The sequence below is a fragment of the Pseudomonas sp. S2_F07 genome (assembly GCF_054668325.1).
Genome location: NZ_CP162758.1, coordinates 4,947,625 through 4,961,070 on the forward strand (window position 1 = coordinate 4,947,625; position 13,446 = coordinate 4,961,070).

General features: G+C 58.1%; 12 protein-coding genes and 1 tRNA gene. 5 read left to right on the forward strand and 8 right to left on the reverse strand.

Annotated features, from left to right (window positions below; genetic code table 11):
- Positions 1–166: 166 nt before the first annotated feature.
- The 5 genes from AB4O40_RS22410 to AB4O40_RS22430 form a co-directional block, all read right to left on the reverse strand.
- Complete coding sequence (locus AB4O40_RS22410) at positions 167–388, reverse strand: formate dehydrogenase subunit delta (protein WP_460058003.1); 222 nt, start codon at positions 386–388, stop codon at positions 167–169.
- Positions 385–3,267 carry a formate dehydrogenase subunit alpha gene (fdhF, locus tag AB4O40_RS22415; protein WP_056728577.1) on the reverse strand — a complete coding sequence of 961 codons (2,883 nt, stop codon included), beginning with the start codon at positions 3,265–3,267 and terminating at the stop codon, positions 385–387. Before fdhF ends, AB4O40_RS22410 begins: the two co-directional genes overlap by 4 nt.
- Positions 3,264–4,823, reverse strand: a complete 1,560-nt coding sequence (locus AB4O40_RS22420; RefSeq protein ID WP_460057999.1) for a formate dehydrogenase beta subunit — start codon at positions 4,821–4,823, stop codon at positions 3,264–3,266. Before AB4O40_RS22420 ends, fdhF begins: the two co-directional genes overlap by 4 nt.
- Positions 4,823–5,299 (reverse strand): formate dehydrogenase subunit gamma, encoded by a 477-nt coding sequence (locus tag AB4O40_RS22425; RefSeq protein ID WP_223531430.1) that lies wholly within the window; start codon positions 5,297–5,299, stop codon positions 4,823–4,825. The genes AB4O40_RS22420 and AB4O40_RS22425 overlap by 1 nt, the downstream gene beginning before the upstream one ends.
- An 836-nt stretch (positions 5,300–6,135) precedes the next feature.
- On the reverse strand, positions 6,136–6,447 hold the full coding sequence (locus tag AB4O40_RS22430) for a DUF3077 domain-containing protein (RefSeq protein WP_056728580.1): 312 nt from the start codon (positions 6,445–6,447) through the stop codon (positions 6,136–6,138).
- Positions 6,448–7,132: 685 nt separating this feature from the next.
- Between AB4O40_RS22430 and AB4O40_RS22435 the strand changes: the two genes are divergently transcribed.
- Together AB4O40_RS22435 and AB4O40_RS22440 are read left to right on the forward strand one after the other, a co-directional pair.
- Positions 7,133–8,269: an ImmA/IrrE family metallo-endopeptidase gene (locus tag AB4O40_RS22435; protein ID WP_056728582.1), complete on the forward strand. Its 1,137-nt coding sequence runs from the start codon at positions 7,133–7,135 to the stop codon at positions 8,267–8,269.
- The gene (locus tag AB4O40_RS22440; protein ID WP_056728584.1) at positions 8,266–8,763 is read left to right on the forward strand and encodes a DUF4411 family protein; all 498 of its coding nucleotides are present in this window, start codon (positions 8,266–8,268) and stop codon (positions 8,761–8,763) included. The genes AB4O40_RS22435 and AB4O40_RS22440 overlap by 4 nt, the downstream gene beginning before the upstream one ends.
- A 105-nt stretch (positions 8,764–8,868) precedes the next feature.
- Here AB4O40_RS22440 and AB4O40_RS22445 read toward each other — a convergent pair whose 3' ends face one another.
- The 3 genes from AB4O40_RS22445 to AB4O40_RS22455 all read right to left on the reverse strand — a co-directional run bounded on the left by AB4O40_RS22445 (position 8,869) and on the right by AB4O40_RS22455 (position 10,738).
- Complete coding sequence (locus tag AB4O40_RS22445; protein ID WP_223542226.1) at positions 8,869–9,933, reverse strand: RHS repeat-associated core domain-containing protein; 1,065 nt, start codon at positions 9,931–9,933, stop codon at positions 8,869–8,871.
- A gap of 219 nt (positions 9,934–10,152) precedes the next feature.
- Positions 10,153–10,482 carry a hypothetical protein gene (locus tag AB4O40_RS22450; RefSeq protein ID WP_056721284.1) on the reverse strand — a complete coding sequence of 110 codons (330 nt, stop codon included), beginning with the start codon at positions 10,480–10,482 and terminating at the stop codon, positions 10,153–10,155.
- Between the two features lie 171 nt (positions 10,483–10,653).
- Positions 10,654–10,738 (reverse strand) — tRNA-Leu (locus tag AB4O40_RS22455).
- A 108-nt stretch (positions 10,739–10,846) separates the two neighbouring features.
- On the opposite strand from AB4O40_RS22455, the gene queA reads away from it, so the two are divergent.
- The 3 genes from queA to yajC are packed head-to-tail and all read left to right on the forward strand — an operon-like array spanning position 10,847 to position 13,423.
- Positions 10,847–11,911: a tRNA preQ1(34) S-adenosylmethionine ribosyltransferase-isomerase QueA gene (queA, locus tag AB4O40_RS22460; RefSeq protein WP_056721282.1), complete on the forward strand. Its 1,065-nt coding sequence runs from the start codon at positions 10,847–10,849 to the stop codon at positions 11,909–11,911.
- 14 nt (positions 11,912–11,925) lie between these two features.
- The gene (gene tgt, locus AB4O40_RS22465) at positions 11,926–13,041 is read left to right on the forward strand and encodes a tRNA guanosine(34) transglycosylase Tgt (RefSeq protein ID WP_162130301.1); all 1,116 of its coding nucleotides are present in this window, start codon (positions 11,926–11,928) and stop codon (positions 13,039–13,041) included.
- A gap of 43 nt (positions 13,042–13,084) precedes the next feature.
- Positions 13,085–13,423: a preprotein translocase subunit YajC gene (gene yajC / locus AB4O40_RS22470; protein ID WP_007916913.1), complete on the forward strand. Its 339-nt coding sequence runs from the start codon at positions 13,085–13,087 to the stop codon at positions 13,421–13,423.
- Positions 13,424–13,446: the final 23 nt, after the last annotated feature.

Consider the following 13,446-nt stretch of genomic DNA (forward strand, 5'->3'; position numbering starts at 1 on the left):
GTGGCCTGTCCACTTATGCCTGGGTATTCATTAATACCAGCCACAACACAACCCCCCTGTGGGAGCGAGCCTGCTCGCGATGGCTGCGTAACATTCAGCATTTGTGCTGGCTGATACACCGCTATCGCGAGCAGGCTCGCTCCCACAGTTTTTTGCAGCCAGCAGGCTAAGCCTCCCAACCCGCCCCAGTCACCGCCGCCTGCACCAGCGGGTGCAAATCCGCCCCCTGGTGCTCCGTCTGCCAGGCCAGCAATTCCTTGCGCATGCTCGGCGCCCAGTACATCTGCATATGATTGCGCACGCTGAGCACCGCCTGTTGCTGGTCCGGCTGGCTGGCGAAGTACTCGGCGATCTGGTTAGCCATCTTGATCAGGTTGTCCGTGCTCATCGGCGTACCTCCGCTTTCGCGCCACGGGCCTGACGACGTTCATCGAGCAAACGTTGCTGTTCCTCGCTGAACTCCTGGAAGCGCTTCTGCCATTCCGAAGGGTGATAAACCCGGCTGACTTCCACGGCGGTGACCTTGTACTCCGGACAGTTGGTAGCCCAGTCCGAGTTGTCGGTGGTGATCACGTTGGCCCCCGATTCCGGGAAGTGGAAGGTGGTGTACACCACGCCCGGGGCAACCCGTTCGGTAATCCGCGCCCGCAGCACGGTCTGCCCGGCGCGGCTGCCGATGCCGACCCAGTCACCTTCGCTGATGCCACGGCTCTCGGCGTCGGTCGGGTGGATTTCCAGGCGATCTTCGTCATGCCAGGCGACGTTTTCGGTGCGCCGGGTCTGGGCGCCGACGTTGTACTGGCTGAGGATGCGCCCGGTGGTCAGCAGCAGCGGGTAGCGGCTGTTGACCTTTTCTTCGGTCGGCACGTAGCCGGTGAGCATGAAGCGTCCCTTGCCGCGCACGAACTCTTCGATGTGCATGGTCGGCGTGCCGTCCGGTGCCTCGGCGTTGCACGGCCATTGCAGGCTGCCGTGGCGCTCAAGTTCGGCGTAGCTGACGTTGGTGAAGGTCGGCGTCAGGCTGGCGATTTCATCCATGATTTGCGATGGATGCTGGTAATTCATCGGGTAGCCCAAGGCATTGGCCAGGGCCACCGTGCCTTCCCAGTCGGCCTTGCCGCCCAGCGGGTCCATGACCTTGCGCACCCGGGAGATGCGTCGCTCGGCGTTGGTGAAGGTGCCGTCTTTTTCCAGGAACGAGCAGCCCGGCAAGAACACATGGGCGAACTTGGCGGTTTCGTTGAGGAAAATGTCCTGCACCACTATGCATTCCATGGCCGACAGAGCCGCGGTGACGTGCTGGGTATTGGGGTCGCTCTGGGCGATGTCTTCGCCCTGGCAATACAGGCCCTTGAAGCTGCCGCCCAAGGCTGCCTCGAACATGTTGGGGATGCGCAGGCCCGGGTCGGGTTGCAGGGTGACGTTCCAGGCCTGTTCGAACTGCGCCCGCACCACCTCATTGGAGATGTGCCGGTAACCGGGCAACTCATGGGGGAAAGAGCCCATGTCACAGGAGCCCTGCACGTTGTTCTGCCCCCGCAGCGGGTTCACGCCCACGCCTTCGCGGCCGATGTTGCCGGTGGCCATGGCCAGGTTGGCAATGCCCATCACCGAAGTACTGCCCTGACTGTGCTCGGTGACGCCCAGGCCATAGTAGATCGCCGCATTGCCACCGGTGGCATACAGGCGCGCAGCGGCACGGATGTCGGCAGCGGGTACACCGCAGACAGGGCCAAGGGCTTCCGGCGAGTTTTCCGCACGGCTGACGAACTCACTCCAGACCGCGAAATCACTGCCCTCGCAACGGGCGTCGATAAAGGCCTGGTTGAGCAGTCCTTCAGTGACAATCACATGAGCCAGCGCATTGAGCATGGCGACGTTGGTACCGGGGCGCAGGGCCAGGTGATACTCGGCGCGGGCATGCACCGTATCCACCAGATCAATGCGTCGTGGGTCGATGACGATCAGCCGCGCCCCTTCACGCAGGCGACGTTTGAGTTGGGAAGCGAACACCGGGTGGGCATCGCTGGGGTTGGCGCCCATCACCAGGATCACATCGGCCTGCATCACCGAGTCGAAACTCTGGGTGCCGGCGGACTCGCCCAACGTCTGCTTCAAGCCATAGCCGGTTGGCGAGTGGCAGACCCGCGCACAGGTGTCGACGTTGTTGTTGCCGAAGGCGGCGCGCACCAGTTTTTGCACCAGGTAGGTTTCTTCGTTGGTGCAGCGGCTGGAAGTGATGCCACCAATAGAGTCGCGGCCATATTTTTGCTGCAACCGACGGAACTCGCTGGCGGCGTAAGTCACCGCTTCATCCCAGCTGACTTCCTGCCACGGATCGTTGATGTGCTTGCGGATCATCGGCTTGGTGATGCGATCCGGGTGGGTCGCATAGCCCCAGGCAAAGCGCCCTTTGACGCAGGAGTGGCCGTGGTTGGCCTGGCCGTTCTTGTCCGGCACCATGCGCACCAGTTGGTCGCCTTTCATCTCGGCGCGGAACGAGCAGCCCACACCGCAATAGGCACAAGTGGTGATCACGCTGCGTTCCGGTTGACCCAATTCCACCACGCTTTTTTCCATCAGCGTCGCGGTAGGGCAGGCCTGCACACAGGCACCGCAGGACACGCATTCCGAGTCGAGGAAGTTCTCGCCACCGGCAGCGGCCACGCGGGATTCAAAACCGCGCCCGGTAATGGTCAGGGCAAAGGTGCCCTGGGTTTCTTCACAGGCGCGCACGCAGCGATTGCAGACGATGCACTTGCTCGGGTCGTAATCGAAGTAGGGGTTGGAGGTGTCTTTCACGTCCTCCAGATGGTTCTCGCCTTCATAGCCGTAGCGCACTTCCCGCAGGCCGACCTGACCGGCCACGGTTTGCAGCTCGCAGTTGCCGTTGGCCGAGCAGGTCAGGCAGTCCAGCGGGTGATCGGAGATGTACAGCTCCATGACGTTGCGCCGCAGGGTCGCGAGCTTGGGCGTCTGAGTGTGCACGCTCATGCCTTCGCTGACCGGCGTGGTGCAGGACGCCGGATAACCGCGCATGCCGTCGATCTCCACCAGGCACATGCGGCAGGAGCCGAAGGCTTCCAGGCTGTCGGTGGCACAGAGTTTGGGAATGGTGGTGCCCAGCAACGCAGCGGCGCGCATCACCGAGGTGCCTTCGGGCACGCTGATGCTGCGGCCATCGATATTCAGGGTGACTTGCACCTGGCTGTCGCGGGCCGGTGTACCCAGGTCGATATCGGTTTTCGGATCGAAGAGAGTGATCATTGTTCGGCCTCCGAGGCTTGCAGACCGAAGTCAGCGGGGAAGTGCTTGAGGGCGCTGGCCACGGGATAAGACGTCATGCCGCCCAACGCGCACAGTGAACCGTATTGCAGGGTGTCGCACAGATCCTTGAGGATGATCACCTGCTCATCGCGACTGCTCTGGTCAGGCGCGGCCAACAGACGGTCGATCACCTCGACGCCACGGGTCGAGCCGATGCGGCAAGGCGTGCATTTGCCACAGGATTCCTCGGCGCAGAACTGCATGGCGAAGCGCGCCATGCGGGCCATGTCCAGGGTGTCGTCAGTCACCACCACACCACCGTGACCGAGCATCGCGCCGATGGCCATAAAGGCTTCGTAATCCAGCGGCGTGTCGAACTGCGAAGGCGGCACCCAGGCGCCAAGCGGGCCACCCACCTGTGCGGCTTTCAGCGGCCGGCCACTGGCGGTACCGCCGCCGTAGTCTTCCACCAGCTCCCGCAAGGTCAGGCCAAAAGCCCGTTCCACCAGCCCGCCGTGACGAATATTGCCCGCCAGTTGAAACGGCATAGTGCCCAGGGAGCGGCCCATGCCGTAGTCGCGATAGAACTGCGCGCCCTTGGCCAGAATCAGCGGCACCGAGGCCAACGTCAGCACGTTGTGCACCAGCGTCGGCAGGCCGAACAAGCCCTGCAACGCAGGAATCGGCGGCTTGGCGCGGACGATCCCGCGCTTGCCTTCGAGGGAGTCCAGCAGCGCGGTTTCTTCACCGCAGATATAAGCACCGGCCCCGACCCGCACTTCCATATCGAAGGCCAGGCCACTGCCGCCAACATCGGCGCCCAGGTAACCGGCCTCTCGGGCGATGTTCAACGCTGCACGCAGCATGGCCACGGCATCCGGGTATTCCGAGCGCACATAGATGTAGCCGTAAGTGGCGCCGACGGTAATGCCGGCAATCGCCATGCCTTCGATCAGCAGGAAGGGGTCGCCTTCCATCAACATGCGGTCGGCAAAGGTGCCGGAGTCGCCTTCGTCGGCGTTGCACACAATGTACTTCTGCGCAGCCTGAGTGCCGCGCACCGTGCGCCATTTGATCCCGGCCGGGAACGCCGCACCGCCACGGCCACGCAGGCCCGAATCGAACACCGCCGTCGCGGTCTGCTCGCCGCCAATGGCGATGGCCTGGGTCAAACCCTCGAAACCGCCGTGAGCCTGGTAATCCTCCAGCGACAGCGGCCGGGTAATGCCGGCGCGGGCGAACAGCAGGCGTTGTTGAGACTTGAGATATGGCAACTCCTCCACCAGGCCCAAGGCCAACGGATGAGCGGACGGCTCGCCTTGCAGCGCATCAAGCACCGACGGCACATCGGCCACCGTCAGCGGGCCGAAGCCGATCCGACCTTGCGGACTGTCCACTTCCAGCAGCGGTTCCAGCCAATACAGGCCGCGCGAACTGGTGCGCTGCAATTCCAGCGGCAAGTTACGTTCCCGGGCCTGAGTGATCAGAGCCACTGAAACCTCATCGGCACCCACGGCACGGGCAAGGGAATCACAAGGCAGATAAAGAGTCGGCATCACGCGTCCTCCCGGCAAGCGTCAAGCAACGCATCCAGCCGCTCGGCACTGAGCCGCGCATGCACCCGGCCATCCAGCTCCAGCGCCGGCGAACAGGCACAGGCGCCGAGGCAATACACCGGACGCAAACTGATGCTGCCATCGGCACTGCTGCCGTGATCGTCCAGTTGCAGACGCTCGCGCAACTGCGCGGCAAGCTGCTCGGCGCCACGGCTCTGGCACGACTCGGCCCGGCACAGCCGCAGGATATGCCGCGCGGGCGGCGCGGTACGGAAGTCATGGTAAAAACTGATCACCCCACGAACCTCGGCCTGGCTCAGGTTGAGGGCATGGGCAATCTCGGGGACGGCAACATCGGGGACGTAACCGATGCGCTCCTGAATATCATGAAGAATAGGCAACAGCGCACCCGGGGTGCCCTTATGGCGCTCCAGCAGACTGTTGACCACAGGCAGGTGCAACATCTCATCAGGCATTCAGCAATCCTCACGGTCACGGACAAACCAGGCGGTTGTCGGTTGTCCGAAAGTGTCGGCTGCGGCATTCACACCACGTCACGGTATCGTGGCATCTACAGACCGTCGGCCAGGGCACCCTGAGCGGGCATCTTGTTGCGCCCGGCACGGTCTTCGCCGCACCTCAATAGGGGCATAAAAGCCAGATTGCCACGCGGCCCTTGAATCGGCCGCACCAGAGCGACGTGTTTGGTTCTGTCTACGACCTTGTATTGAGTCTAGAAGAATGAGGGGTGAGGCGCCGTGCCAGAGGGGAGGTTGCTGGAGTTATGCACAGCGGATTGCCTGTGGAGAAGGCGACGATCAAGCCCACCGGAAGGACTCGAAGGCCGGAGAAATAAAAACCGATTCCCCAGCATCTACTTCGAATCGAACAATCAAAAAACCCCGAAACCCCCGAAACCCCCGAAACCCCCGAAACCCCCGGAGCTAATCCCAAATCTCGCTAAACACACAAAGCCCCCTGTGGGAGCGAGCTTGCTCGCGATAGCGCCAGCCCAACCAGCATCAATACTGAAGGTGTACCGAAATCACAAACCACTCACCCACTCAGGTCAAATAATGCCTGCCAGCTCACCGCAATCCCTGTAGGAGCGAGCCTGCTCGCGATAGCGCCAGCTCAGCCAAGATGCACCGCAATCACAACCCACTCACCCACTCAGGCCAAAATAGTGCCTGTCAGCTCACCGCAATCCCTGTGGGAGCGAGCTTGCTCGCGATAGCGCCAGCCCAGCCAACACAAATGCCGAATCAACCACCACCATCCCAAGCCACCCACACCCCACAGGCCTCAACCACTAACCCTCAGCCGTCGCCCCCGCCGGCTTGGCTACCGGCGCACAAGCCCGATCCCGAGTAAGCACCTTCACCGCATCATCCACCAACGCCTTGCTCATCGAAGTCAGATAATGCGCAGCCCAAGCATGCCGGTCAGTGTCTCTGGCATAAGCAGCATCTTCAGTGAGGGTCTTGGCCAGGAACAGAAAATCAGAGGCCATGGATAACGCATCGCCAAGAGGAACCCCGCGAGTGACATGAAACAGCGCTTGATCCGCACAGTAGATGGCCGGTGTCAGGCCGATGGTTTTGAGTTCAGTTTGTTCAGTCATTGGCCACCTCCGAGGATGGAATGGCAATGGGGGAGGGGGTTACGCGATTGGGAATTGCGTAGAGGGGAAAGCCGAATTTCAAACGGATTCATACTGCGCATAGTGAAGCTCCTTAATTTGAAGAGCTGCCGCATTCGTTACCAAGCGAATGGGTGGCAGCTGTGCGCAGGTTGGTAAACCGGGAAATCAAGGAAACCGGCACGTCCGAAGACGTCCCACGCACAGCCGCCATAACGCAGATCGCAGGCGAAAAAAAAGCGCCTGCGAACGTATGGCACTGTTGCGCAGTGATTTACCTCGGGTTACCAAGCCCGGCCGCTGAATTTGCAGCGACGGTGGGGAGGGTATCGTGCAGGTCGTTTTGCTGCAACCTGCGAGAGCGCTGGGTGATTATGTGGTCAGTCTTTGGGATATCCGCGTGATGACGACGCTGCGGTGTTCTGGAAAACGGGCAATGTCATCTGTCCGCGGGTTACATATTTGCGCTTCGGGTCGTTGCGCATTTACCTCATAATCGCACGCTCCTACCGTTCTGCTTATCGACTAATCTGTAGTCGCTGCCACCAGACCTCAAACAGCCAAGGAGAAAGGCAATGCCAGATAGCTGGAATCAGCGTCAATCGAGTGCATCCACCAAGCATGCCCTCGAACGCCTGCCGGCCACATCTGATTTGCCTGCGACCCTATGAGTCAAGCTGCCTACGTCAATCCAAGCCTGCTCACCTGGTCTAGGGAGCGCGCAGGTCTCTCCACTGAGCAGGTTGCTAAAAAGCTGCCAGTGAAACCTGATCGAGTTCAGGAGTGGGAGGCTGGCGAGGCCAAGCCAACATTCCTTCAGGCTCAAAAGTGGGCGAGTGTCGCTCACATCCCTTTCGGATTCCTGTTTCTACAGCAGCCTCCCGTCGAACAACTGCCTTTACCTGATCTGCGGACAGTGGGAGGGATTGCTCCTCAACGTCCCACTTTGGAACTGTTGGATACCGTAAGGGATGCCATACGTAAGCAGGACTGGTACTTGGAGTATCTGCAACACCAGGAGCATCAACCGCTGACATTTGTAGGTCGCTTCAGTAGTCGATCTCAAGTCAGGGAGGTAGTGGACGATATCCGCCGGGTCCTCGGCGTGAACCCCGACATTGCTCGATTGGATTACGAAAAATACAGCCGTGCCTTGATCGAAGCTGCTGAAGCGGCTGGCGTTTTGGTTATGCGCAGTGGAATTGCTTTAGGGAACACTCACCGCAAACTGGAAGTGAGCGAATTTCGGGGTTTTGCCATCAGCAATGCCTACGCCCCCGTCGTCTTTATCAACAGCTCCGACGCTCCCACCGCCAGGCTGTTCACCTTGCTTCACGAGCTGGCCCATATCTGGATTGGTAGCAGTGGCGTGTCTGACGGAAATACCGCCAATGGTCGAGACGAGGAGCGTTTCTGCAATGCAGTTGCAGGTGAGTTTCTGGCTCCCGAAGCCCAATTTCGCGCCCTGTGGAACCCTGATGTTAACTGGGAAGACAATTTAGCTCCTCTAGCCACTCGGTTTCACATCAGTAAATTGGCGATCGGTCGCCGCGCATTGGATCTCGGACATATAAGCCAAGCGCAATACAGCGCTTACTATCGAATGATCCTCAAGGCTTTCCAGGATGAAAAAGGTGGAGCGGGTGACTATTACCGTAACGCTACCGCGAAAAACAGCCCTCGCCTAAGCAAGGCCGTGCTGACTGAAGCAATGAGTGGCCGGATGCTGCTGCGCGAGGCGGGGCACTTGCTCGGCGTGCAACCTGCCAAATTAAGGACTCTCGCCAGCAAGATTACGGAATGAATCATTTACTCGACGCTAACACACTGATCGAAGCGAAGAACCGTTACTACGGGATGGCTATCTGTCCTGGATTTTGGCAATGGTTATTGCTGAAAAATAAGGCATTGGATTTAGCCAGTATCGCACCTGTAATGGATGAGTTAACAAAAGGGCATGACGATCTGGCGGGTTGGGCGAAGGACAATTCTGATTTCTTTCACTCCACCACCGATCAGGATACGCAACTGGCATTCGCGCAGGTTGCGGGGCTTGTGGCAGATCAAGCGCCGAAGATGAAAACAGGCGCTATGGAAGAATTTTTAGCGGGTGCTGACCCTTGGTTAATTGCGAAAGCGATGACTACAGGGGCTACAGTCGTTACTCATGAAGTGCTGAATGTCGAGGCTAAACGAAAATTCATCATTCCCAATGTTTGTAAGGAGCTGAACGTTCCTTTTTTGAATACATTTGAATTGTTGCATAGGCTTGAAGCAAGGTTTGTGTTGCCTGCTTGAGATCGGTTGCTTGCTAAAATCTCGGGCCGATAAAGGGGCCGGATTTCTTACGCCAGTGAAAATAAACCTATCCCTGTTCTGCTCTCTCTGTTGCCACTTTTTTTGTCAGCTCTTTCTTATATTTAAATTGGCTGTCCAAGGTGTCGGTAGATTGGCAAGTGAAGCTAAAGGTTTGAGCTTGATGCTCTCATACATAGGGAGTGGAAATACGATTTCCGAGCCAGTGGCAGTGTTTCGTTCGCCTGGAATGTATGTAAAGTCTTTGCCTGGTATTTTGGTTTGGTAATTTTTTACGTGGACTTCGAATATAGTGGGTGGTTTTCCCGCGATATATGATGTATTGGCTATGGCAGGATCGTAAGAAAAGTCTTCGTAGGGGAAGAGTGGTTGTTTTATTCCTTTGTATTCACGCTCAATCGAGGTTTTGGCATAATTTCCTGCGAAGTCAATATCCAGTGTTGTATAAAAACCTTCTCCGTGCTTTTGTCCGTTAGCGGACCCAGCGTGCTTTATATCGAGTCCTTTTTCGAAGCTTGCTATATGCTTGCTTGAAGATCCATGAAATCCCGCCAGTGTGTATCCATCGGGAGTTGAGTTCGCAGTGTTTATACTCATATGCGTTGACGGGAGGATGTGTGGGCGGGGTATTTTTAATCTTGGTTTGTGTTTTATAAGTGCATCTACAATAGACTGCATCAGCAGTGGCTTATGGCCTGTTGGGTCTCTACTATTGATTGGGTCACCCAATACATAAGCGTAAGAATTCAAACCGCCTCTGCCAAATGGACTAAAACTATCCGGGCTGTTAAAGCGCATCAACACTGGATTAAACGCTCGATATCCGTTCCCCAACAAATAATGCCCAGTCAGCGGATCCGGTCGCTCGCCATTAAAGCCAAGCAGGCTGAGTAGCCCACTTGTAGAGGGGCTGTGACCGTAGGGCGAATAGGCGATAGATTGTGGGTGATGATTGGTCTTGGTTGTCTGCAATATCGAGCGCTGTTGATCGTTGGCCGGAAGTGTGGTGTGGTGCACATCACCGTCAGTTTGCTGTTGCGCCAACAACTGGTCGCCGTGTTGGACGATGGAATAGCTTATCTTCCCCTGTATCTCTGTGCTCAGGCGGTTTTTGCAGTAGAAACGCTGGTGCTCTTGCTCGCCTGGCATCATGTTACCGACCAGCCGGTCGAGAGCATCATAATGATAATGGCACAGCAGAGTTCCTTATTGGGCTGTCATGGGATGAACACCTCGGAAATCCTAAGTGAAGGAGTTCAGTATTGAATGACTAGCGAGATTGGGGTACTAGCAGAACTGATAGATCTACTGCGCAAGTAGCAGGTTAGGCAACTGCAATTCGAGATGTCTCGACAGCGGATGATGGTCATCTCATTGGATATCTTTCAGATAATCCTTGAGCGCAACGAGCGGGGCATCAAGCAGTTCAATCGTCTGGCTACTGGAAAATTCAGCTGCGAGTCTCTGCAACTCCCGCCCCAACGGCTTATCCACACCCCCAATGGCCTCCAGCGCTAACCCCACACACTCATCCACCTTCAACTGAATCGTCTCAACATCCCCCCGCCGCACCAGCAGCTCAAACACATCCCGCTGATAGTCACCCATGACCAGATCGTCACGCAAAATCGGGCTTGAATCTTCCGATTCATAAGCCAGTTTGAGGGAGAAAAGGGCGACGGTTTCAAGGTGCAATTCCATGGGGGGAATCCTTGTGAAATGTTCTTCCGGCGAGGAGGGCAGAAGAGAAGCGAGATCAAAAGATCGCAGCCTTCGGCAGCTCCTACAGGTCGGCGCGTTTGTCGGTGGGGTGTCAGGTGCTTTTCTGCAGACGAAAAAAAAGGCCTTGCAAAGCAAGACCTTTCTTAATTTTGGTGCCCCGAGGGAGACTCGAACTCCCACTCCTTTCGAAAACGGATTTTGAATCCGCCGCGTCTACCAATTCCGCCATCAGGGCTCAATGGCGGCGAAGTATAGAGATGAGATAACCGCTGGTCAATCAGGTACATGGAGAATTTTTGATATTTCCGCTAGACTTCCCGGCCCTGCTAGACGACACCCCATCATGCGCGTTGCTGACTTTACTTTCGAGCTCCCTGATTCGCTGATCGCCCGCCATCCGCTGGCCGAGCGGCGCAATAGTCGCCTGTTGACCCTGGATGGGGTCAGCGGCGCCCTGGCACACCGTCAATTCACTGATTTGCTGGAGCATTTGCGCCCCGGCGATTTGATGGTGTTCAACAATACCCGGGTGATTCCGGCGCGGCTGTTTGGCCAGAAGGCTTCCGGCGGCAAGCTGGAAATCCTGGTGGAGCGGGTGCTCGACAGTCATCGCGTGCTGGCCCATGTGCGGTCCAGCAAGTCGCCCAAGCCGGGGTCGAAGATCCTCATCGACGGCGGTGGCGAGGCCGAGATGCTGGCGCGTCATGACGCGCTTTTCGAGCTGGGGTTCGCTGAAGAGGTGTTGCCGCTGCTCGACCGCGTCGGGCACATGCCGCTGCCTCCTTATATAGACCGCCCGGATGAAGGCGCCGACCGTGAGCGTTACCAGACCGTCTACGCCGAGCGTTTGGGCGCGGTGGCGGCGCCGACGGCGGGGCTGCATTTCGATCAGGTGCTGATGGAGGCGATTGCCGCCAAGGGTGTCGAGACCGCGTTCGTGACCCTGCACGTTGGCGCTGGTACGTTCCAGCCGGTGCGGGTCGAGAAGCTTGAAGACCACCACATGCACAGCGAATGGCTGGAAGTCGGCCAGGACGTGGTCGATGCCGTGGCCGCCTGCCGCGCTCGCGGTGGTCGTGTGGTGGCGGTGGGGACCACCAGTGTGCGTTCCCTGGAGAGCGCCGCCCGCGATGGCGTGCTCAAGCCGTTCAGCGGCGATACAGACATTTTCATTTACCCTGGCCGGCCGTTTCATGTGGTCGATGCCTTGGTCACCAATTTCCATTTGCCCGAATCCACGTTGTTGATGCTGGTTTCGGCGTTCGCCGGTTATCCCGAAACCATGGCCGCCTACAAGGCCGCCGTGGACAACGGTTACCGCTTTTTCAGCTACGGTGATGCGATGTTCATCACGCGTAATCCTGCGCCGACTGCCCCTAAAGAATCGGGCCCAGAGGAAACAGTATGAGTCGCACCTGTCGTATGTCTTTCGAGCTGCTGGCCACTGATGGCAAGGCTCGTCGCGGTCGTTTGACCTTCCCGCGCGGTACCGTCGAGACCCCGGCCTTCATGCCGGTGGGCACCTACGGCACGGTCAAGGGCATGCTGCCACGGGATATCGAGGCGACTGGCGCTGAAATCATTCTGGGCAACACCTTCCACCTGTGGCTGCGCCCGGGCACGGAAGTGATCAAGAAGCACGGCGACCTGCACGATTTCATGCAGTGGAAAGGCCCGATCCTGACTGACTCCGGCGGTTTCCAGGTGTTCAGCCTGGGCGCCATGCGCAAGATCAAGGAGGAGGGCGTGACCTTCGCTTCCCCGGTCGACGGCGCCAAGGTGTTCATGGGCCCGGAAGAGTCGATGCAGGTCCAGCGTGACCTGGGCTCCGACATCGTGATGATTTTCGACGAATGCACGCCGTACCCGGCGGACGAAGACGTCGCCCGTATCTCCATGGAATTGTCCCTGCGTTGGGCCAAGCGTTCCAAAGAAGCCCATGGCGACAACACGGCGGCGCTGTTCGGCATCGTGCAGGGCGGCATGCACCAGGACCTGCGCATGCGCTCCCTGGAAGGCCTCGACAAGATCGGCTTCGACGGCCTGGCCATTGGCGGCCTGTCGGTGGGCGAGCCGAAGCACGAGATGATCAAGGTGCTGGATTACCTGCCGGGCATGATGCCGGCTGACAAACCTCGTTACCTTATGGGCGTTGGCAAACCGGAAGACTTGGTTGAGGGTGTGCGCCGCGGTGTGGACATGTTCGATTGCGTGATGCCAACCCGTAATGCCCGCAATGGGCATCTGTTCATTGATACCGGCGTGCTGAAGATCCGTAACGCGTTCCATCGCCATGATGATTCGCCGCTCGATCCGACCTGCGATTGCTATACCTGCCAGAACTTCTCCCGCGCTTATCTGCATCACCTGGACAAGTGCGGCGAAATGCTGGGAAGCATGCTCAATACCATCCATAACTTGCGTCATTATCAAGTGCTTATGGCTGGTTTGCGCGAGGCTATTCAACAGGGTACATTGGCCGCCTTTGTCGATGCCTTCTACGCCAAACGCGGGTTACCTGTTCCGCCTTTGGACTGAGTTTTCTGACCCCAAGATTCAACATTTGCAACTGGAGTGCTAAATGAGCTTTTTTATCTCTAATGCCATGGCTGACGCCGCTGCACCTGCTGCTGCCGGCCCAATGGGCGGCGGTTTCGAGTGGATTTTCCTGGTCGGTTTCCTGGTCATCTTCTACCTGATGATCTGGCGTCCACAGGCCAAGCGCGCCAAAGAGCAGAAGAATCTGCTGAGCAGCCTGCAGAAAGGCGACGAAGTTGTGACCACCGGCGGCATCGCCGGCAAGATCACTAAAGTTGCAGACGATTTCGTTGTTCTGGAAGTTTCCGACACCGTCGAAATGAAATTCCAGAAAGGCGCCATCGCTGCCACGCTGCCAAAAGGCACGCTCAAAGCGATCTAAGTTTCAACTTCATATTCAATCGA

Excerpts from the sequence above, each read along its gene's own strand:
- fdhF (WP_056728577.1), bottom strand. The coding sequence starts at position 3,267 with ATGATCACTCTCTTCGATCCGAAAACCGATATCGACCTGGGTACACCG.
- AB4O40_RS22430 (WP_056728580.1), bottom strand. The coding sequence starts at position 6,447 with ATGACTGAACAAACTGAACTCAAAACCATCGGCCTGACACCGGCCATC.
- AB4O40_RS22435 (WP_056728582.1), top strand. The coding sequence starts at position 7,133 with ATGAGTCAAGCTGCCTACGTCAATCCAAGCCTGCTCACCTGGTCTAGG.
- AB4O40_RS22445 (WP_223542226.1), bottom strand. The coding sequence starts at position 9,933 with ATGATGCCAGGCGAGCAAGAGCACCAGCGTTTCTACTGCAAAAACCGC.
- AB4O40_RS22420 (WP_460057999.1), bottom strand. The coding sequence starts at position 4,823 with ATGCCGACTCTTTATCTGCCTTGTGATTCCCTTGCCCGTGCCGTGGGT.
- AB4O40_RS22440 (WP_056728584.1), top strand. The coding sequence starts at position 8,266 with ATGAATCATTTACTCGACGCTAACACACTGATCGAAGCGAAGAACCGT.
- AB4O40_RS22425 (WP_223531430.1), bottom strand. The coding sequence starts at position 5,299 with ATGCCTGATGAGATGTTGCACCTGCCTGTGGTCAACAGTCTGCTGGAG.
- queA (WP_056721282.1), top strand. The coding sequence starts at position 10,847 with ATGCGCGTTGCTGACTTTACTTTCGAGCTCCCTGATTCGCTGATCGCC.
- AB4O40_RS22410 (WP_460058003.1), bottom strand. The coding sequence starts at position 388 with ATGAGCACGGACAACCTGATCAAGATGGCTAACCAGATCGCCGAGTAC.
- AB4O40_RS22450 (WP_056721284.1), bottom strand. The coding sequence starts at position 10,482 with ATGGAATTGCACCTTGAAACCGTCGCCCTTTTCTCCCTCAAACTGGCT.
- tgt (WP_162130301.1), top strand. The coding sequence starts at position 11,926 with ATGTCTTTCGAGCTGCTGGCCACTGATGGCAAGGCTCGTCGCGGTCGT.
- yajC (WP_007916913.1), top strand. The coding sequence starts at position 13,085 with ATGAGCTTTTTTATCTCTAATGCCATGGCTGACGCCGCTGCACCTGCT.